Source organism: Photorhabdus akhurstii, from assembly GCF_019090985.1.
In the GTDB taxonomy this organism is placed as follows: domain Bacteria; phylum Pseudomonadota; class Gammaproteobacteria; order Enterobacterales; family Enterobacteriaceae; genus Photorhabdus; species Photorhabdus akhurstii.
This window is the reverse complement of record NZ_CP020335.1, coordinates 4746427-4765309: the sequence shown is the minus strand read 5'-3', so window position 1 is coordinate 4765309 and position 18883 is coordinate 4746427. Positions and strand designations below refer to the sequence as shown.

Genomic DNA, 18883 nt, shown 5'->3' with positions numbered 1-18883 from the left:
CTAGTCAATGAAAAATAAATGAAGTTTGCTATTTGTTTTTGTTGTAATACTTTGTTGTTTTTAAATAAATATTTAAATTAATTTTTGTGATTAAGCTCAAATGTTTTTATCACTTTTTGGGGGTTAAAGATATCTATATTTATTTTTTTATTCCGTATTTTTCATTTCTAACTCAAACGGTCATTTATTGGTTTTATTGACCGTTTTTTCATAAAAAATATTATACGGTCATCTTTATGACCGAGTTAAATAAAAAAAACACAAACGGGCATGTGTAATGGATCTAATTTTAGTGATTAGGTTCACAATTTATCGGTATGAATAAATAAGTGTGATTGGGATCATTTTCTTATCTTACAGATAGCTAAAAATATGACTGATTCTGGAAGGCTTACAGTATCAACTGCGATAGATGAGGGAGCTATGGATAATATATCGATACAATCAAATATAGTGCGGGATAATAAAAAAAACAGAGGTTATTTAATCCCTTTTATTCTTTTATGTTCTCTCTTCTTTCTATGGGCTGTGGCAAATAACTTAAATGATATATTGTTGCCTCAATTTCAAAAAGCTTTTGTCTTAACAAATTTCCAAGCGGGATTAATTCAATCGGCATTTTATTTTGGTTATTTTATTATTCCTATTCCTGCTGGCATATTAATGAATAAGTTAAATTATAAAGCAGGGATAATTACTGGATTATTATTTTATGCTGTTGGCGCCGCCCTTTTTTGGCCTGCCGCAGAAGCGATGAGTTATACACTATTCCTGGTGGGGCTGTTTATTATCGCTGCGGGGTTAGGGTGCCTGGAAACAGCGGCTAATCCTTTCGTCACGGTATTGGGTCCTGAAAAAACCGGGCATTTTCGCATTAATCTGGCACAAACATTTAACTCGTTTGGGGCAATTGTCGCCGTTATTTTTGGGCAAAGTTTAATTTTATCTGATGTCCCTCATTTTCCCCAAGAAACACTTGATAAAATGACTGTTGAACAACTTGATACTTATAATCACAGTCTCGTCTTAGCGGTACAGTCCCCTTATATGATTATCGCTGCTGCTGTTTTAATGATTGCATTCTTGATTTTATTTACTAAATTTCCAGTGATACAAAGTGATACGCATGATAATAACAGCCCATTTTTTGAGTCTTTAGGTCGCCTTATTAAAGTCAAGCATTGGCGCTGGGCAGTGTTAGCGCAATTTTGCTATGTCGGTGCGCAAACAGCTTGCTGGAGTTACCTGATTCGTTATGCTGTTGATGAAATTCCAAGTATGACTCCGGGATATGCCGCCAATTATCTGACAGCGACAATGGTGTTTTTCTTTATCGGTCGATCGACGGGTACTTGGTTAGTTAAGCGATTTGCTCCGGAAAAAGTATTAGCTTGTTATGCTTTGATCTCCATGATCCTTTGCATTATTTCCGCGTTGGTGGGGGGATACATCGGTTTAATTGCATTGACCATTTGTAGTATGTTTATGTCTATTCAATACCCAACTATCTTTTCATTAGGAATTAAAGGATTAGGTCAGGATACCAAATATGGTTCTTCACTTATTGTAATGACGATTGTTGGAGGTGGCATTGTGACGCCTATTATGGGATTTGTCAGTGATGCAGTGGGCCACATTCCTACGGCTGAGCTTGTGCCTGCTTTCTGTTTTGTTGTGATCTTTATTTTCGCAAAATTCCGAGCGAATGCGTTACCTGGTCATCCGTTTAATTAAGAAAGCAAATAACAACTTTATTTGTATGGAGGAAATCGCATGAGAAAGAATATGAATTTACCCAAGATTGGTATTCGCCCAGTTATTGATGGCCGCCGTATGGGAGTGCGTGAATCACTCGAAGAGCAAACCCTGAATATGGCAAAAGCGACAGCTAATTTATTAACTGGACATATTTACCATGCTTGCGGCACCCCTGTTGAATGCGTTATTGCAGACACATGTATTGCTGGTCTTGCTGAATCTGCGGCTTGTGATGAAAAATTCAGTGCATTAAATATTGGTCTGACAATTACCGTCACGCCGTGTTGGTGTTATGGCAGTGAAACATTAGATATGGAGCCAACAAGACCAAAAGCTATTTGGGGATTTAATGGGACGGAACGTCCAGGTGCAGTCTACCTTGCGGCAGCTTTAGCCGCCCACTCGCAAAAAGGTATCCCCGCTTTTTCTATATACGGGCATGACGTTCAAGATGTCGATGACACTCGTATTCCTGATGATGTCAAAGAAAAATTGCTACGATTTGCTCGTGCTGGATTAGCCGTTGCTAGTATGAAAGGAAAAACTTACCTTTCTATTGGCGGTGCCTCAATGGGCATTGCAGGTTCAATGGTTGATCATGATTTTTTTGAATCCTGGCTTGGTATGAAAGTCCAATCTGTTGATATGACAGAATTACGCCGTCGTATTGATCAGCAAATATATGATGAAGAGGAACTTGAACTTGCCTTATCTTGGGCGGATAAGTATTTCCAATATGGTGAAGATCTGAATGCTAAGCAATATCACCGTTCACCAGAAAGTCGTCGCCAGGTTCTTCGCGAAAGTTTACTCATGGCTATTTGCATTCGCGACATGATGCAGGGAAACCCAAAACTGAAAGAAAAAGGGTATGGCGAAGAAGCACTCGGCTACAACGCGATTGTGGCGGGTTTTCAGGGGCAACGTCATTGGACAGATCAATACCCCAATGGCGATACTGCGGAAGCGATTTTAAATAGTTCATTTGACTGGAACGGCATCCGTCAGCCCTTTACGGTTGCAACTGAGAATGACAGTCTAAATGGCGTTGTGATGTTATTTGGCCATATGCTAACAGGGACGGCACAGATTTTTGCTGATGTTCGAACTTTCTGGTCTCCAGAATCTGTCGAGCGTGTTACGGGCAAAAAACTTACGGGACAGGCTGAAAATGGGGTGATTCATCTGATTAATTCAGGCTCTGCGACGCTGGATGGAACTTGTTGCCAAAAAGACGCTCAAGGCTATCCTACGATGAAGCCTCATTGGGAAATTACCGCAGAGGAAGTGGATGCTTGTCTGGCTGCAACGCAATGGCGCCCGGCGCTTCATGAATATTTCAGAGGGGGTGGCTTCTCCTCCAAATTCTTAACAAAAGGCGGCGTTCCTTTCACCCTGAGTCGTGTCAATATTATTAAAGGTCTTGGCCCGGTCCTGCAAATCGCTGAGGGTTGGAGTGTGGAGTTGCCTAAAGATATCCATGACGTTCTGGATAAGCGGACAAATGAAACCTGGCCGACAACTTGGTTTGTTCCGCGTTTAACCGGTAGAGGCGCCTTTAAGGATGTGTACTCCGTTATGGCGAATTGGGGGCTAATCATGGTGTGCTTTCTATTGGTCATGTTGGCGCCGATTTCATTACATTAGCTTCTATGCTCAGAATCCCGGTTTGTATGCATAACGTGGATGAGAAAGATATTTATCGTCCTTCTGCATGGAGTGCGCACGGTATGGAGCCAGAAGGTTCAGATTACCGAGCCTGCCAAAACTACGGGCCTCTCTATAAGAAATAGTGGCTGCCGGCGGTATGAATTGTACCGCCTCTTATTCCATGACAGGAGAGCGTATGGTTCAAGATGTGGTTTTAGTTTTGGATTGTGGGGCCACCAATGTGCGGGCTATCGCGGTTGACTCTCAGGGTAATGTGATTGCAAAGGCGTCAACACCGAATACTAGCGAGCCTGATAACGCCAATCCTCACTGGCATATATGGTCGCTGGATGCCATTTTAGAACGGTTGGCAGGCTGTTGTCGTGTGATTATCCCCCAATTATCGGGTTATAAGATACGTGCAATAACGGTGACGACTTTTGGTGTTGATGGAACATTGGTCGACGCAAAGGGTGGACTACTTTATCCAATAATTAGTTGGAAGTGTCCACGAACAATCCCTATTGTTGAAAATATTGAGCGTTACTTCTCCGCTGAGAAATTGCAAACGATATCCGGTGTCGGGCAATTTAATTTTAATACGCTTTATAAATTAATTTGGTTAAAGGAAAATCATCCTACTCTCTACGATAAAGCCCATGCATGGTTATTTATTTCTTCTTTAATTAATTATCGATTAACAGGAGTGATGTCAACTGATAGAACGATGGCCGGGACTAGTCAGTTGCTAAATATTCATAAGGAGCAGTTTAGTGGGGATATTTTAGATGCGATTTCTATTTCAGAGACTTTATTTCCTGAACTCATTGCTGCCGGTGAACAAATTGGTACTTTGACATCAGAGATAGCTAAAAAATTTCGCTTGCCTGCGGGAATTCCAGTTATTTCTTCTGGACATGATACGCAATTTGCTTTATTTGGCTCAGGTGCGGGTTTGAATCAACCTGTTTTATCTTCCGGCACTTGGGAAATTCTGATGGTACGTACTTCTCATGTGAATACCCATATCTTGCCTCATTATACTGGCTCTACATGTGAATTGGATGCAAGAAAAGGGGTCTTTAATCCCGGATTACAATGGTTGGCTTCTGGAATACTTGAATGGATTAGACAGCTTTTTTGGCAAGGAATTTCTCCTTCGGATGCTTATTTTCAAATGATCCATGAAGCTTTATCTGTTCCTCCCGGCGCTAATAACTTAAGAATGAATTGTCGTTTATTAACCTCCGAGGCGGGATGGTGCGGAATAACGTTAAATACTGAACGACGTCATTTTTATCGTGCCGCATTAGAAGCATTGGGATATCAATTAAAACAAAACCTATCTCTTTTGGAAAAGATAAGTGGATTTCATACTAAGGAGTTGATATTAGTAGGTGGAGGTAGCCGAAATTATCTTTGGAATCAAATAAAAGCAGATATTTTAAACCTACCCATAAAAGTCGTTAATGAATCGGAGACGACGGTGTTAGGCGCTTCTTTCTTTGCATGGTTTGGTATCGGTTGCTATGAATCCTCTGAGAAAGCTCGTGAGCAGTTTTCTTATCGCTATGAACTGTATACACCTGGTGAGCACCAAGAAGCTTATCATTCATTAGCTAAAAGTTTTATATAGGAATAGGTAATCTTCCGTTAAAGACAATTGTCCTATTTATTTCTTCTCGCCATCTCTTTTAAACATGCCGGTTAAAGTAGGAAATGGTAACGTTTTTGCTATCATCGTCACAGAGAACACGGCTAAATGTGGAAATATATTGCTAAACAAGGCGTGGTTTTCTAATGCTGATATTGGGCAGAATCATCCTATTCTGTCCCAATATAAAAGGGATTCCTTTATGAGAAATGAACGTCATCAAAAAATCATGGATCTTCTCCATCACCATGAATCGTTAACAACCACTGAACTTTCCGTAGTTTTGCAAGTAAGTAAAGAGACAATACGCCGAGATTTGCGATTTCTCCAAGAGCATGGTCATCTTCTTCGTCTGCATGGGAGAGCAAAAAGTTTAAACAGGGAAACACAGGATAATGGTGATCCTTTTAACATGCGGGTTAAAAGCCATTTTTCGAGTAAATCACTTATTGCTCAGCAAGCTGTGACTTGGATAAACGAAGGAATGATAATCGCACTTGATGCAAGTTCAACATGTTGGTATCTGGCAAAGCAACTTCCTGATATTAATATTACTATTTTTACCAATAGCATTCGTATTTGTCATGAATTATCAAAGAAGAAAAATATTCAATTAATCAGTTCAGGGGGAGTGCTGCATCGTAAATATGCTTGTTATATTAGTTCATCACTTATTACACAATTGAAAAGTCTAGAGATCGATCTATTTATTTTTTCCTGTGATGGCATTGATGCGAATGGTGATTTATGGGATTCGAATATTGATAATGCGGAATTTAAAGAGATTCTTATAAAACGAGCATTACAATCAATTTTGCTAATTGATAAGAGTAAAATTAACCGAAAAAGCGAAATTAGAATAGGAAATCGTAATAATATCACTGACATAATATCGAATTATTAGGGCAGGGCGGCAGACTATTGCTTTGTCCAATCTCTTAATCAGGCGATCTGATTAAGAGACAGGTATTTGTCGGACGTATAAAAATCAGCGTACTTGAATATAGGTACTATTAGTTTGATAGTTAAAGAAATATTTGAGGATTAGGTTCAATAAAATGCCGTAAGCGGGTAGGAAAAAGAGTAAGCAGATTAATAGCTTAAAGCAGTAATCGACTAACCCAATCTCGATCCAGTTAGCAGCCATGAAAGCATCGGTACTGCGATAGAAAGCGATAGAGAAAAAGGCAAGGGTGTCAAGTAAGTTGCCGAAGAACATCGCCGCTGCGGGAGCGACCCACCAATTACGTCTCCGGCGCAGACGATTGAAGACGTATACATCCAGGATCTGCCCAAGGAAGTAAGCCATAAAGCTGGCGCAGGCAATACGTGCAACAAACAGATTGAATTCAAGTAGTGCGGTAAACTCTTGCCACACGCCTTGGAAAAACAGGGCAGAAATCATATAAGAGATCAGCAATGCGGGGAGCATAACGGTGGTAATGATTCGCCTTGCCAGTGGTGCGCCGTAGATACGAACCGTCAAATCAGTTGCAAGAAAAATAAATGGAAAAGTAAAGGCTCCCCAGGTGGTATGAAAACCGAAAATAGAGACGGGGAGTTGCACCAGATAATTACTGGAAATAATAATTAGAATATGAAATAGCGAAAGCCAAATTAAAGCGGTAGTGCGCTGTTGTGTAATTGTAGTTGATAAAAACATTATTGTACCTTTTTGGAACATGGGGTGAGGGAACCCAATCAAATATCTGCCGTTTTAACTGACGACGCCTCACATGATACGTCGGTTGTACACAAATTCAAAATGCCGTATGTAAAGTTAATTTTTGCTAGCTTTTTTATAATATAATCCAGTTCCATAGATTGCTTGAAATTGTAGAGATAAGTTATGCCCGATGTGTTTACTAATCCAGACAAAACCCTTGATACACAGGGGCTTCGCTGTCCTGAACCGGTAATGATGGTGCGGAAAACTGTGCGTCATATGGAAGCAGGGCAGATGTTATTAATTCTTGCTGATGATCCGGCAACTACGCGGGATATTCCCAGTTTCTGCCGTTTTATGGAGCACCAATTGGTTGCGCAAGAAACGGAACAAATGCCTTATCGCTATCTGGTGCGGAAAAAAGAGAGCCAACTCTGAAATAACAACCAAGTTGAGAAATGAACGATTTTGCTTTTTACCATGCTTTCGAACGTCAATGAACTTTTATCACTGAATTCATCTTGCTATGGTACAGGATATGAGCCGGAAATAAGACTCATATCCTTATAATAGCCAGGCAATTTTCGTTATTTCAGCTTAATCCTTAATAACCTTACCGCGTTTGCTGTCACAAGAGCGGTTGCGCCGGAATCCGCCAGTACTGCCATCCACAAGCCTGTAATACCCAATAGGCTGGTGATAAGGAAGATACCTTTTAGTCCCAAGGCAATAGCTATGTTTTGGCGGATATTATTATGCGTTGCGCGGGAAAGGGTGATGATTTCCGACAAACCTGTCAGACGGTTGTGAGTCAATGCCGCATCTGCGGTTTCCAGAGCGACATCAGTACCGCTTCCCATCGCTACACCGATACTGGAAGCTTTCATTGCGGGAGCGTCATTGATGCCGTCGCCGACCATCATTGTGTTGTGATCTTTATTCAATGCAATGACCGCTTTGACTTTATCTTCCGGCATTAGCCCGGCGCGGAAATCTATTCCTAACTGACCTGCAATTGCCGTTGCTGCGCGTGGGTTATCCCCCGTCAACATCACTGATTTAATCCCTTGATCTTTTAGTAAACGGATAGCATCAATTGCATCTTGACGTAACGTATCTTGCATTGCGATAAGGCCAGTAAATTGTTCATCATGCATCACGGCAACAACGGTTTTACCGCAATCTTCTAACTGAACAATTTTTTGTTTCCAATGATCAGATAACGTGTTTTCTGGCAGTTTTCCGGGCGCACTGACGAGAATTCGCTTACCGTCTAATTGACCTTCAACACCAATCCCCGCCAACGCTTTACGCTGTTCAGCTTCGGTAATATTAACCTGTTTACTTTCTGCATATTGCAAAATGGCTTTAGCCAGTGGGTGGTGAGAGCCGCTTTCTACAGCGGAAGCCAAAGTTAATAACTGAGATTCGCTGATGTTTTCTACTGGTTGTACATTTGTGACTTGTGGTTTACCGGCGGTCAGCGTACCGGTTTTATCAAAAGCGATTGTGGTGATTAGTCCCAATTGCTCCAGCGCCGCACCGCCTTTAATCAAGGCGCCTCGGCGGGTTGCGGCTGCAAGGGCAGAGGTAATTGCGGCGGGTGTGGAAATCACCAAAGCACAAGGGCAACCGATCAGTAGTAAAGTCAGACCACGGTAGATCCATGTTTCCCAAGGTTGGCTGAATACAGTCGGTGGAATAATGATAACCAGCGCAGAGAACAGCATAATCAGCGGAGTGTAAATCCGGCTAAAACGGTCAATGAAGCGCTCAATCGGTGCGCGGCGTTCTTCGGCTTCTTCAATCAGTTGCAGAATGCGGTCAATGGCATTGTTGCCCTGTTCGGACAGCACTTTCATTTGGACGGCACGATCCACGGACAAACAACCTGCCGGAACTTTCTCGCACTGCATTCGTTCAACCGGAATAGATTCGCCTGTCAGCGCGCTTTCATCAAAGCTGGCGAATGAATTGAGTAATTCTGCGTCAGTGGGTAAACGTCCGCCGGGAGCAATCTCAATAATATCGCCGGGACGAAGGTCTGAAACTGGGACAGTTCTTTTCTCACCATTTTTTACCAGTAATGCTTCTTCAGGCACCAATGCCATCAATGCACTAACCCCTCGACGAGCACGGCCGGCAGCATAAGCTTCCAACATTTCACCAAGCATAAACAGTAGCAATACCATTGCCGCTTCAGCGGTGGCGTCGATAAACAGCGCACCGATGGCGGCAACACTCATTAATGTTTCAATGGCGAATGGCGTGCCTGATCGTATGAGCTGCCAGGCTTTGGTAACGATAGGCACCAGTCCAATCACGGTGGTGATAATAAAGGCAATACGGCCAAATGAAGGATTGATGTGAGAGATTCCCCAACTTATCAGCATCATCAGTGAAAGAGTGATGATCGGGGCAAATTCTTTCCAGCGGCTGCTTTTTGCTGCTTTCTGACTTGAATCGGAATTACGTAGAGCAAATCCAGCCTGATTAACAGCTTGAATAACTGCCGAACGGATATCTGTATCCGCATCCACGACTAGCTTTTCTGTGGCGAATAGAACCTTGGCTTGTTTCACTTCTGGAATTTTGCTGACCGCGGTTTCAATTTTGCGGGCGCAGCTTGGACAATCCATACCATTAACAACCCAACTGAAACGTTGGCTTGCCAAAAGCTCAGGTGCTTGTGTCTCTTGTGTATCATGGGAATGGTTATGCTTATGTGAGCAAGCCTTACCAGGTTCATGATTATGTAAATGCTCACTAACTTGTTTAGCCTGATCTGAACAAGTGGTAGTCGCACAGCAGCTTCCATGCTGGTGGTTATGTTGATGAGCACTATTTTTGTTTGAATTTGAGTACATGGACTCCCCCTGAACAGAGTTAACTCAAAGATAATGAGCAAACTCTACACTTTGGAGCCTACTCTAGAGTCAAACAAAAAAGAAAATAAATGGGTAAATTGCGCGACTGAGTACGGCTGTTCATTTTCAATATAATTTTTCTCTTAAAGATAAAGGGAACGAATAATTAGAAAATGGCCGATAAAATAACAGGTTGCTACAATCGCCTTAGAAGATTTGAATTGGAGGCGGTAATTGTTGATCAGCCAGAAACTGTGTGACAGTAACAACAAGATAGTGCCTGCTAACAGAGAGAAACCATACGCTGTATTAAGGGAGAAGTATTGTTCACCTGCCATCCACACCATTATCAGGAGCATAACGACTGAGGCGACAACCAGCCAGCGCATCTCCTCCAATTTATTCCAAATGACCAGCAGAATAATGGAACCCAGAACCAGTAAAATTAATGGCAACGGGAAGAAGAAACTGAAATTCATCTGCAATACAAAGCTTATCGTGTAGAGCAGATAACAGAGGAATAATGTGCTTAGAGAGAATAGTGAATACTTACTGGGGAGCATACGCAGAGCATCTGATATTAAAGCAGTCAATAACCCAAGACAGATTAAATAGCCTGAAATATGCAGCTCAGGCGCTTGCCATGCCCACAATAACAACAATAGCAAAGTGATTGGCCTAAATAGCCATCTTTGCCAGTTTGGACCACGGTAAGCTGCGTCAACATACAACCAACCAGAAAAAAATACTGCGATAAATGGCCAGCTCATCTTCGTTCCTTAAATAAGTGATGGATAAGGGGTCTGCTCTCTTACTATCAAAATATATACTGAAATAATGATGATTGGTTTAAGTATCTGTGCGGAAATAGGCAGTGAATTAAAAAATGGTTTATCTGTTTGAGACAGATGGCGACAGTTTTTGGACTCATGCCGGAAAGGGGAATGAAATGAATCATTCCTCACATAATTGTATATACTTTCCGGGTGTTGTGGGGCTGTGACCACTATTTGAGGTGATGGCTTTTACTCTTTCCGTTGTTTTTTCTGCATTGACAGTAGCTCAAAGACACCAAAAAAGAAGATTTTGGTTTGCATCAGGCTAGAGAGTTTTTGCTCTTTTGGCTGACTGGCTTTCAGAAGCAGCATTTGAAATGCATGCATGACCACCATGAAAATCATGGCGACATCCATAAAATACTTCAATGGTTTTGGAAATGGATGGATCAGGTTAAATATCAGAAATCCCCAAACGCAGATCATTAACAGTTTGCCCAATTGAATAAACATCAGTGTTACTCCAAGGTAATCATTATGCAGGTAAATAACGGATATAGAGCCGGTATGCGACTTGTCCGGCGACTTTTTCACGATGAAGTTGCCAGTTAACAGGCACATCAATCGCCGTTGATTCAGATTCAGCTTCAACATAAATCCAGCTCTCATCTGCCAGCCAATTTTGCTCTTCCAACAATTTTATGGTTTCGCTAAGCATTCCTTTACGAAAAGGAGGATCAAGGAAAACGACATCGTAGGGTTTTCCTGATTGAGATAAATAGGTTAATGCACTGTCGTTAATGACCTTGGCATTTTGGGCACTGAGCAAATCCAAATTCGTGGAAAGCTGTTTGGCTATATTACGTTCATATTCAATCAGGGTAACTTGTGCTGCATAACGAGAAAGTGCCTCTAATCCAAGTGCTCCGCTTCCTGCATAGCAATCTAAGCAGTGTGCTTCCTGAATAACCGGGGCTAGCCAGTTAAATAGCGTTTCTCTGACGCGATCTGTCGTTGGACGTAATCCGGGGCTATCCGGTACAGGTAATTTCCGGCCTCGCCATTTTCCGCCAATAATACGGATTTGTCCCATCGATTGCCGTTGTGATTTCTTTGCCATAATTTGAGTAACAATTGTTAAGACTTACAGGCATTAATTTACCATGAAATTCATTATTGATATGTGTTGAGCTATTACGAAAATGTTAGACTGACTCTAATTTCGTTATTATTCCTTGTTGTAACGCCATGATTTAACCTTGAGGAGTGCAGTGGCTAATGGCAAAAGAGAAAAAAAGAGGCTTTTTCTCCTGGTTCGGGCGTGGCCGTCAGGAAGAGCAGCAAAAAGAAGAACAATTGGCGGCGGAGCAGGCAGAACAGCAGCGTGTTGCTGAGGAAGCTGCACGGTTGGCGGCAGAGCAGGCAGAACAACAGCGTGTTGCAGAGGAAGCTGCAAGGTTGGCGGCGGAGCAGGCAGAACAACAGCGTTTAGCTGAGGAAGCTGCAAGGTTGGCGGCAGAGCAGGCAGAACAACAGCGTTTAGCTGAGGAAGCTGCAAGGTTAGCGGCGGAGCAGGCAGAACAGCAGCGTGTTGCCGAGGAAGCCGCAAGGTTGGCGGCAGAGCAGGCAGAACAACAGCGTTTAGCTGAGGAAGCTGCAAGGTTGGCGGAGGAGCAGGCAGAACAGCAACGTGTTGCAGAGGAAGCTGCAAGATTGGTAGAGGAGCAGATACAAACTGAACAGCCAAAGCCGGTTATATTAAAAGAGCAAGAGCGCCCGACTAAAGAGGGCTTTTTCTCTCGTTTGAAACGCAGTTTGGTTAAAACTCGTCAGAATCTAGGGTCCGGTTTTCTTAGCCTATTCAGTGGTAAAAAGATTGATGATGATCTGTTTGATGAATTGGAAGAGCAGTTATTAATTGCCGATGTTGGTGTTGATACTACCCGTAAAATCATTAGCAGTTTGACAGAGCATGCCAGCCGTAAAGAGCTAAAAGATGCAGAAGCCTTGTATGCCAAACTAAAAGAAGAGATGTCTGATATTCTGACTAAAGTGAATCAGCCCTTGGACATTGAAGGAAAAACACCGTATGTCATTCTGATGGTTGGTGTTAATGGTGTGGGAAAAACCACGACAATTGGTAAATTGGCTCGTCAATTTCAGGCACAAGGTAAATCTGTCATGCTGGCAGCCGGGGATACTTTCCGTGCAGCCGCTGTTGAACAGCTACAGGTGTGGGGGGAACGTAACCATATTCCGGTGGTAGCGCAACATACAGGCGCAGATCCTGCTTCCGTAATTTTCGATGCTATTCAGTCAGCTAAAGCTAAAGGTGTAGATGTACTCATTGCAGATACCGCCGGTCGTTTGCAAAATAAATCTCACCTGATGGAAGAATTGAAGAAGATTGTCCGGGTGATGAAAAAACTGGACGAAAATGCTCCACATGAAATTATGCTGACATTGGATGCCAGTACCGGTCAGAATGCGATAAGTCAGGCTAAACTGTTCCATGAAGCTGTTGGATTGACAGGTATCTCATTGACAAAATTGGATGGTACTGCCAAAGGTGGGGTAATTTTCGCCATTGCTGATCAGTTTGAAATTCCTATCCGTTATATTGGTGTTGGTGAAGGAATTGAAGATCTACGGCCATTTAAGGCAGACGACTTTATAGAGGCACTTTTTGCCCGAGAGGATTAATTACCTATGATTCGCTTTGAACAGGTCAGTAAAGCTTATCTGGGGGGACGGCAAGCCCTGCAAGGGGTGGATTTTCATTTGCGCCCTGCGGAAATGGCATTTCTAATCGGTCACTCAGGGGCAGGTAAAAGTACCTTGCTGAAACTCATCTGTGGCATTGAGCGGCCTAGCGCCGGGCATATCTGGTTTGCCGGTCATGATATCAGTCGGTTAAAAAGCCGTGAGGTACCTTTTCTGCGTCGTCAGATTGGTATGATTTTCCAGGATCATCATCTGCTGCTGGATCGGACGGTATACGATAATGTGGCAATGCCGCTGATTATTTCAGGCGCCAGTTCGGAAGATATCCGTCGTCGAACATCTGCGGCTCTGGATAAGGTGGGTCTGCTGGACAAAGCGAAAAATTTCCCAATTCAGCTTTCAGGGGGAGAACAACAACGTGTCGGCATTGCTCGTGCGGTTGTGAATAAGCCGACTGTTTTATTGGCGGATGAACCTACCGGTAATTTGGATGGTGAGTTGTCAGAGGGGATTTTACGACTGTTTGAAGAATTTAATCGGGTAGGAGTGACAGTGCTGATAGCGACCCATGATATGGCACTGATCGAAAGACGGAAATATCGTATCCTGACTCTGAGCCAGGGCCGTATGGCGGGAGAGCATCATGGTTAAAAATGTGCGTAAGGCAGCGGGGAAAGTAACAAGATCGAAAAGTAAAGTTTTACAAGGAGGATGGCGCGAGCAGTGGCGCTATGCTTGGATAAATACGTTGACAGATATGTCACGTCAGCCGTTGGCAACGTTGTTGACGGTGATGGTGATTGCGATCTCCCTGACATTACCAAGTGTTTGTTACATTGTGTGGAAGAATGTCAGCCAGGCTGCGGAAAAATGGTATCCCACCCCTCAACTGACGGTCTATCTCGATAAATCACTGGATGATAGCAGTGCTCAGAAATTAATAACTGAGCTGAAAGCACTTGATGGTGTGGATAATGTCAACTATCTCTCGCGTCAGGAAGCCATGACAGAATTCCGTGCCTGGTCTGGTTTTGGTAACGCGCTGGATATGTTGGAAGAGAATCCGTTGCCCGCGGTGGCTATTATCACACCGAAAATCGATTTTCAGAGTTCACAGACGTTAACCACGCTGCGTGACAGAGTTTCTCAGGTTAAAGGTATTGAAGAAGTTCGGATGGATGATAGCTGGTTTGCTCGTCTGGCAGCGCTGACAGGTCTTATCGGTCAGATTGCGACAGTGATCGGTATTCTGATGATCGTTGCGCTGTTTTTGGTCATTGGTAATAGTGTGCGTCTCACTATTTTCAGTCATCGTGATACGATTAACGTGATGAAGCTTATTGGTGCGACGGATGGCTTTATTTTGCGCCCGTTCCTCAATGGTGGTGTTTTGTTGGGGGCTTTGGGGGCAATTTTATCGTTAATTTTGTCTGCCCTGTTGGTGTGGAAACTTTCTGATGTTGTCACCCAGGTTGCCAGCGTGTTTGGCACGACATTTAATTTACATGGGCTTTCATGGGATGAGTCCCTGCTGTTGGTTTTGCTCTCCGCGATGATTGGTTGGGCCGCTGCCTGGTTGGCGACAACTCAGCATTTGCGCCATTTTACGCCAGAATAAAACGGTAATCTTTTCAACAGGCTGAGCGAGATCAGCCTGACAACGCAATAATCATCTCCTTTTTTCCTTAGGTAAGAGTTTCTTATTCACTGACTTAAATCCAAAATCACGATTTTCTACTGTGTAGAATTAATTAAAAAGGTGCTTGTACTCTCTCAGTGAACCTGACGGGTACTTTTATGAAATGGAATTAATATTTGTAGGAGATAGTACAAATAAAGTTAGTTGCATAAAGATAAAACTATCTGTTATTTTTTGTTCTGCGATCCCGTTATAGGGATGGTCGGTGCTAAAATTATTACTCTTCCACGGATCTGTAACTTGAATATGCACATTCTGGTGATAGACTGTACCGCTGTATGTTGAATGTTAGTTCATATACACTGATGTAATCTAATCCATACTAACGATTTGAGCCTTATTTGAGAGGATTTGAATGGCCAAAGAAATGCAAACCTTAGCGTTAGTTCCTCAAGGAAGTCTAGAGGGCTATATCCGTGCCTCTAATACCTATCCAATGCTGACAGCAGAGGAAGAGAAGGAACTGGCTGAAAGGCTGCATTACCAGGGAGATCTGGATGCAGCTAAGAAGCTGATTCTGTCTCATCTGCGCTTCGTTGTTCATGTCGCTCGTAGCTATGCTGGTTATGGGCTACCTCAGGCGGATTTAATTCAGGAAGGGAATATTGGCCTGATGAAAGCAGTACGTCGTTTTAACCCGGAAGTTGGGGTGCGTCTGGTTTCTTTTGCCGTTCACTGGATTAAAGCTGAAATCCATGAATATGTACTGCGTAACTGGCGTATTGTTAAAGTTGCAACAACTAAAGCACAGCGTAAGCTGTTCTTTAACCTGCGTAAAACTAAACAGCGCTTAGGGTGGTTCAATCAGGACGAAGTAGAAATGGTCGCCAAAGAACTTGGTGTGACCAGCAAAGATGTGCGTGAGATGGAATCTCGTATGTCAGCGCAGGATATGGCGTTTGATATGTCTGCCGATGATGATGGTCAGGAAGGTCAACCAGTTGCGCCAGTGCTGTATCTTCAAGATAAAGCTTCTGATTTTGCAGACGGCATTGAAGAGGACAATTGGGAAAACCATGCGGCTGATAAATTATCGGTAGCGATAGAAAGTTTAGACGAGCGCAGTCAGGACATTATCCGTTGCCGCTGGTTAGATGATGACAATAAATCTACCCTGCAAGAGCTGGCGGATAAATATGGTGTTTCTGCGGAGCGTGTACGTCAGCTTGAAAAAAATGCCATGAAAAAATTGCGTGTAGCCATTGAGGCGTAAATATATACCCTATGGATTTCAATATGCATCGCGACGGCAAGGGAGCGAATCCCCGGGAGCATAGATAACTATGTGACCGGGGTGAGCGAGTGCAGCCAACAAAGAGGCAACTTGAAAGATGACGGGTATAAAGTGATTTTGCGTTAACGCATTCATTATTAATAAATTAAAAGGGCGATAATGGTTTATCGCCTTTTTTATTTTTCACAGTTGTCATCTCACTCAGTTAATTCTATGAAATATGTGTCTTACAGGAGTTACGATCCCCATTCGCACTGGACGAGGGCTTACGGCGGTTTTTGCTAAATTGGAAGCATCGCCAGAAAAGCAAAGGAGCTGATTCAGCTCCTTTGCTCCTTTTTTACGATATTATTATGGATTGCAGCCAGCTTTTTTCGTTGCGCTATACCCCACATGTTTACGGTAAGGATCGAGATTCCATTTATCTTTGTTACGGGCAATATCCACGTGGCAGTCGAACTGATTACGCATACCTTTCGTATTGTACCAGTGTGGGCTGTTGCTGAACTTACGCTCTAGTTCTTTGAATGCCTCATTGGTTCTACCGAAGTGAAGATTGCGGCCACATTTGGTTGGCACAACCGCCAGTGTCATCTTGCCAAAGCGCTTTATCCACTTGCCCGATTCAATATACGGCCCGTGGCGGCAGTTACTGTGCCCATTGTTAGCGCTCGCAGGGAAAACAGCCATGCCGAAGAATAACACCAACAATACAAACCCTATTCTTTTCATATCACCTCCTAAACTACCCATAAATTGGGGTCAATGTGCATACCCAGTTGTAATGTGCATACCCAGTTATAATGGGCATACCCATTTATGATTATAATACTGAAAAATATTTCTTTTACCATATGTACATTATGTACATTAAATGTCACACATATCACATTGTGGATCACTCTGGTTTTATTGGATCATAATTTATCAGATCCCGCTGATCAGTATGGTGCCTAGCCTGGCGCCACATAGGCTTAGGGCTACCGCATGAACGTTTTTTATACACAATCTGTGGATTTATTTTCAATGCTGGCTTTTTGCGACACCCTCTAAAGTCGAGGGTTTCCTTCCGGAGGATCTATGAAAATTATTATTGCGCCTGACTCATTTAAAGAAAGTCTCAGCGCCTTACAGGCCGCTGAAGCGATAGAGCTGGGATTTCGTGAAATCTATCCACAATCTGAATACATTAAATTGCCGATGGCAGATGGTGGTGAAGGTACGGTTGAATCGATGGTTGCAGCCACCAATGGGAGAGTTGTACACCTGTCGGTTACTGGTCCGTTAAATCAGCCGGTGGATAGTTTTTTCGGCGTGCTAGGTGATGGAGAAACCGTTGTTATTGAAATGGCGGCGGCTTCTGGCTTGCATTTGGTGCCGATGGAAAAGCGCAATCCGCTGATAACTACGACTTATGGTACCGGTGAGCTGATGTTGGCCGCTTTAAATAAAGGTGTCAGAAAGATAATTTTAGGTATTGGCGGTAGTGCGACTAATGATGGCGGTGCTGGTATGATGCAGGCGTTGGGGGCCTGTTTGCTTGATTCTGATGGAAAAGAGCTGGAGCCTGGCGGGGCTGCGTTAAGTCGGTTTGCTAAAATTGATCTTTCTGGTTTGGATGCGTGTTTGAGTCAGACTGAAATTATCGTCGCCTGTGATGTGACTAACCCGTTATGTGGTGAGTTTGGCGCATCTGCTATTTTCGGGCCACAGAAAGGGGCGACGCCAGAGATGGTAAAAGAATTGGACGCGGCTCTGCGCCATTATGGTGAGAAAATTGAATTACTGACCGGCAATAAGGTCATTGACGTACCCGGTGCAGGAGCAGCAGGGGGAATGGGCGTTCCTTTACTGGGTTGGCTGGACGCTAAATTGCAACCGGGCATTGATATTGTGATCTCCACGCTGGAATTGGAAAAGGCAGTCCAAGGCGCTGATCTGGTTATTACTGGTGAAGGCCGAATGGACAGCCAGACTATTTACGGTAAAACGCCGATTGGTGTTGCTCGTATCGCCAAAAAGTATGCTATTTCAACCATCGCATTGGTTGGCAGTATAAGTCAGAACTATAGCATCGTTCATGAGCACGGATTGGATGCCGTTTTCTCAATTATGCCCGGCGTTTGTTCTCTTTCTGATGCTCTTGCTTGCGGGCATGAGAATTTGAGGGTGACTGCCCGCAATGTGGCGGCGGTCTGGAAAATGGGTCAGCTAGAATAAGAATTTGACTTGGGGTCGTAGTAAAAACCACAGGCACTCATAAAACCTTTTAATGCCGGTTCGTTAGCATTGGAGAACTTTTCAAGGTTTAATTTCCACTGGTTAATGGTGGGATGTTGAGCTTTTATTTCATTTATCAAATATAAACCCACTCCCCGGCGGCGTGTTATTTCACGGACACATAAATCTTTAAGCAGGCCGGATTGATCACTGAAAGTCACTTTTACTGCGGCCAGTAATCTATCATTAAAACGAGCAGCGAACAGTTTATTGTCGTTTTTTAGATAGATTTGCCACTGTTCAGGTGTTTGCTGAGGCCATATTTTTTTCAGATCAATCGTATCTTGTGTTGATAAAACAGTAAGTTGTTCAATAGTTAGCTTCATGGTTTTTCCATATTAATTTTAGTTGAATAGCTCAATGGAGTGTCGTGTAACCGCTTTTATACATTACTGGAAAAATGTTTTTAACATGATCGATATTTCGAGCGAAAGATTGCTTTACTAATATTTAATCAGAATATCACACTATATTTTGTCTAAATTCCAATCAATTTTGGCGGTATTTTATTCTGTAATTAATGCTTTTAGCTACCTTGTTCATTTGATTTTAAGCATGAAATGCTATTTTAATAA

Annotated in this window: 16 protein-coding genes and 1 pseudogene; 10 read left to right on the top strand and 7 right to left on the bottom strand. The window is 43.0% G+C overall.

The features are described from left to right. Positions 1-423: 423 nt before the first annotated feature. The 4 genes and pseudogenes from fucP (at position 424) to fucR (ending at position 5966) form a co-directional block, all read left to right on the top strand. Positions 424-1734, top strand: coding sequence for an L-fucose:H+ symporter permease (gene fucP / locus B0X70_RS20700; RefSeq protein ID WP_217471779.1), 1311 nt, complete (start codon positions 424-426; stop codon positions 1732-1734). Between the two features lie 39 nt (positions 1735-1773). Beyond that, positions 1774-3551: pseudogene (gene fucI / locus B0X70_RS20695) on the top strand (L-fucose isomerase). 53 nt (positions 3552-3604) lie between these two features. Beyond that, positions 3605-5044, top strand: coding sequence for an L-fuculokinase (gene fucK / locus B0X70_RS20690; RefSeq protein WP_040149240.1), 1440 nt, complete (start codon positions 3605-3607; stop codon positions 5042-5044). A 220-nt stretch (positions 5045-5264) separates the two neighbouring features. Next, on the top strand, positions 5265-5966 hold the full coding sequence (fucR, locus tag B0X70_RS20685; protein WP_036809377.1) for an L-fucose operon activator: 702 nt from the start codon (positions 5265-5267) through the stop codon (positions 5964-5966). Between the two features lie 84 nt (positions 5967-6050). Here fucR and B0X70_RS20680 read toward each other — a convergent pair whose 3' ends face one another. Beyond that, a complete protein-coding gene (locus B0X70_RS20680; protein WP_036776038.1) occupies positions 6051-6725 on the bottom strand; it encodes a 7-cyano-7-deazaguanine/7-aminomethyl-7-deazaguanine transporter in 675 nt (224 codons plus the stop codon). 186 nt (positions 6726-6911) lie between these two features. Between B0X70_RS20680 and tusA the strand changes: the two genes are divergently transcribed. Further along, positions 6912-7166, top strand: a complete 255-nt coding sequence (gene tusA / locus B0X70_RS20675; protein WP_036776036.1) for a sulfurtransferase TusA — start codon at positions 6912-6914, stop codon at positions 7164-7166. Between the two features lie 149 nt (positions 7167-7315). On the opposite strand, the gene B0X70_RS20670 is transcribed toward tusA, so the two are convergent. From B0X70_RS20670 to rsmD, 4 genes are all read right to left on the bottom strand, one after another. Then, positions 7316-9595 carry a zinc/cadmium/mercury/lead-transporting ATPase gene (locus tag B0X70_RS20670; RefSeq protein ID WP_217470267.1) on the bottom strand — a complete coding sequence of 760 codons (2280 nt, stop codon included), beginning with the start codon at positions 9593-9595 and terminating at the stop codon, positions 7316-7318. Between the two features lie 143 nt (positions 9596-9738). Continuing rightward, positions 9739-10365: a lysoplasmalogenase gene (locus B0X70_RS20665; protein ID WP_036809370.1), complete on the bottom strand. Its 627-nt coding sequence runs from the start codon at positions 10363-10365 to the stop codon at positions 9739-9741. A 255-nt stretch (positions 10366-10620) separates the two neighbouring features. Further along, complete coding sequence (locus tag B0X70_RS20660) at positions 10621-10884, bottom strand: DUF1145 family protein (protein WP_036809366.1); 264 nt, start codon at positions 10882-10884, stop codon at positions 10621-10623. Positions 10885-10906: 22 nt separating this feature from the next. Then, on the bottom strand, positions 10907-11491 hold the full coding sequence (gene rsmD, locus B0X70_RS20655; RefSeq protein ID WP_036809363.1) for a 16S rRNA (guanine(966)-N(2))-methyltransferase: 585 nt from the start codon (positions 11489-11491) through the stop codon (positions 10907-10909). 158 nt (positions 11492-11649) lie between these two features. Here rsmD and ftsY point away from each other — a divergent pair, with 158 nt between their 5' ends. The 4 genes from ftsY to rpoH all read left to right on the top strand — a co-directional run bounded on the left by ftsY (position 11650) and on the right by rpoH (position 16007). Next, positions 11650-13074 carry a signal recognition particle-docking protein FtsY gene (gene ftsY, locus B0X70_RS20650; protein WP_217470266.1) on the top strand — a complete coding sequence of 475 codons (1425 nt, stop codon included), beginning with the start codon at positions 11650-11652 and terminating at the stop codon, positions 13072-13074. Positions 13075-13080: 6 nt separating this feature from the next. Beyond that, entirely contained in the window at positions 13081-13746 is a 666-nt protein-coding gene (gene ftsE, locus B0X70_RS20645) for a cell division ATP-binding protein FtsE (RefSeq protein WP_040149253.1), read from the top strand. Beyond that, positions 13739-14713: a permease-like cell division protein FtsX gene (ftsX, locus tag B0X70_RS20640; protein ID WP_040149255.1), complete on the top strand. Its 975-nt coding sequence runs from the start codon at positions 13739-13741 to the stop codon at positions 14711-14713. The genes ftsE and ftsX overlap by 8 nt, the downstream gene beginning before the upstream one ends. A 436-nt stretch (positions 14714-15149) precedes the next feature. Then, positions 15150-16007 carry an RNA polymerase sigma factor RpoH gene (rpoH, locus tag B0X70_RS20635; protein WP_036776026.1) on the top strand — a complete coding sequence of 286 codons (858 nt, stop codon included), beginning with the start codon at positions 15150-15152 and terminating at the stop codon, positions 16005-16007. A 372-nt stretch (positions 16008-16379) separates the two neighbouring features. On the opposite strand, the gene B0X70_RS20630 is transcribed toward rpoH, so the two are convergent. After that, positions 16380-16760, bottom strand: a complete 381-nt coding sequence (locus B0X70_RS20630; protein ID WP_217470265.1) for a DUF2599 domain-containing protein — start codon at positions 16758-16760, stop codon at positions 16380-16382. Between the two features lie 348 nt (positions 16761-17108). Here B0X70_RS20630 and B0X70_RS20625 point away from each other — a divergent pair, with 348 nt between their 5' ends. Next, positions 17109-18248: a glycerate kinase gene (locus B0X70_RS20625; protein ID WP_217470264.1), complete on the top strand. Its 1140-nt coding sequence runs from the start codon at positions 17109-17111 to the stop codon at positions 18246-18248. Here the strand turns inward: B0X70_RS20625 and panM are convergent. Further along, on the bottom strand, positions 18236-18634 hold the full coding sequence (gene panM / locus B0X70_RS20620; RefSeq protein WP_110091355.1) for an aspartate 1-decarboxylase autocleavage activator PanM: 399 nt from the start codon (positions 18632-18634) through the stop codon (positions 18236-18238). The genes B0X70_RS20625 and panM overlap by 13 nt on opposite strands. Positions 18635-18883 lie beyond the last annotated feature (249 nt).

What these genes read in the sequence shown, in the direction of transcription:
- fucP (WP_217471779.1), top strand. Translation starts at nt 424, where the DNA reads ATGGATAATATATCGATACAATCAAATATAGTGCGGGATAATAAAAAA.
- fucK (WP_040149240.1), top strand. Translation starts at nt 3,605, where the DNA reads ATGGTTCAAGATGTGGTTTTAGTTTTGGATTGTGGGGCCACCAATGTG.
- fucR (WP_036809377.1), top strand. Translation starts at nt 5,265, where the DNA reads ATGAGAAATGAACGTCATCAAAAAATCATGGATCTTCTCCATCACCAT.
- B0X70_RS20680 (WP_036776038.1), bottom strand. Translation starts at nt 6,725, where the DNA reads ATGTTTTTATCAACTACAATTACACAACAGCGCACTACCGCTTTAATT.
- tusA (WP_036776036.1), top strand. Translation starts at nt 6,912, where the DNA reads ATGCCCGATGTGTTTACTAATCCAGACAAAACCCTTGATACACAGGGG.
- B0X70_RS20670 (WP_217470267.1), bottom strand. Translation starts at nt 9,595, where the DNA reads ATGTACTCAAATTCAAACAAAAATAGTGCTCATCAACATAACCACCAG.
- B0X70_RS20665 (WP_036809370.1), bottom strand. Translation starts at nt 10,365, where the DNA reads ATGAGCTGGCCATTTATCGCAGTATTTTTTTCTGGTTGGTTGTATGTT.
- B0X70_RS20660 (WP_036809366.1), bottom strand. Translation starts at nt 10,884, where the DNA reads ATGTTTATTCAATTGGGCAAACTGTTAATGATCTGCGTTTGGGGATTT.
- rsmD (WP_036809363.1), bottom strand. Translation starts at nt 11,491, where the DNA reads ATGGCAAAGAAATCACAACGGCAATCGATGGGACAAATCCGTATTATT.
- ftsY (WP_217470266.1), top strand. Translation starts at nt 11,650, where the DNA reads ATGGCAAAAGAGAAAAAAAGAGGCTTTTTCTCCTGGTTCGGGCGTGGC.
- ftsE (WP_040149253.1), top strand. Translation starts at nt 13,081, where the DNA reads ATGATTCGCTTTGAACAGGTCAGTAAAGCTTATCTGGGGGGACGGCAA.
- ftsX (WP_040149255.1), top strand. Translation starts at nt 13,739, where the DNA reads ATGGTTAAAAATGTGCGTAAGGCAGCGGGGAAAGTAACAAGATCGAAA.
- rpoH (WP_036776026.1), top strand. Translation starts at nt 15,150, where the DNA reads ATGGCCAAAGAAATGCAAACCTTAGCGTTAGTTCCTCAAGGAAGTCTA.
- B0X70_RS20630 (WP_217470265.1), bottom strand. Translation starts at nt 16,760, where the DNA reads ATGAAAAGAATAGGGTTTGTATTGTTGGTGTTATTCTTCGGCATGGCT.
- B0X70_RS20625 (WP_217470264.1), top strand. Translation starts at nt 17,109, where the DNA reads ATGAAAATTATTATTGCGCCTGACTCATTTAAAGAAAGTCTCAGCGCC.
- panM (WP_110091355.1), bottom strand. Translation starts at nt 18,634, where the DNA reads ATGAAGCTAACTATTGAACAACTTACTGTTTTATCAACACAAGATACG.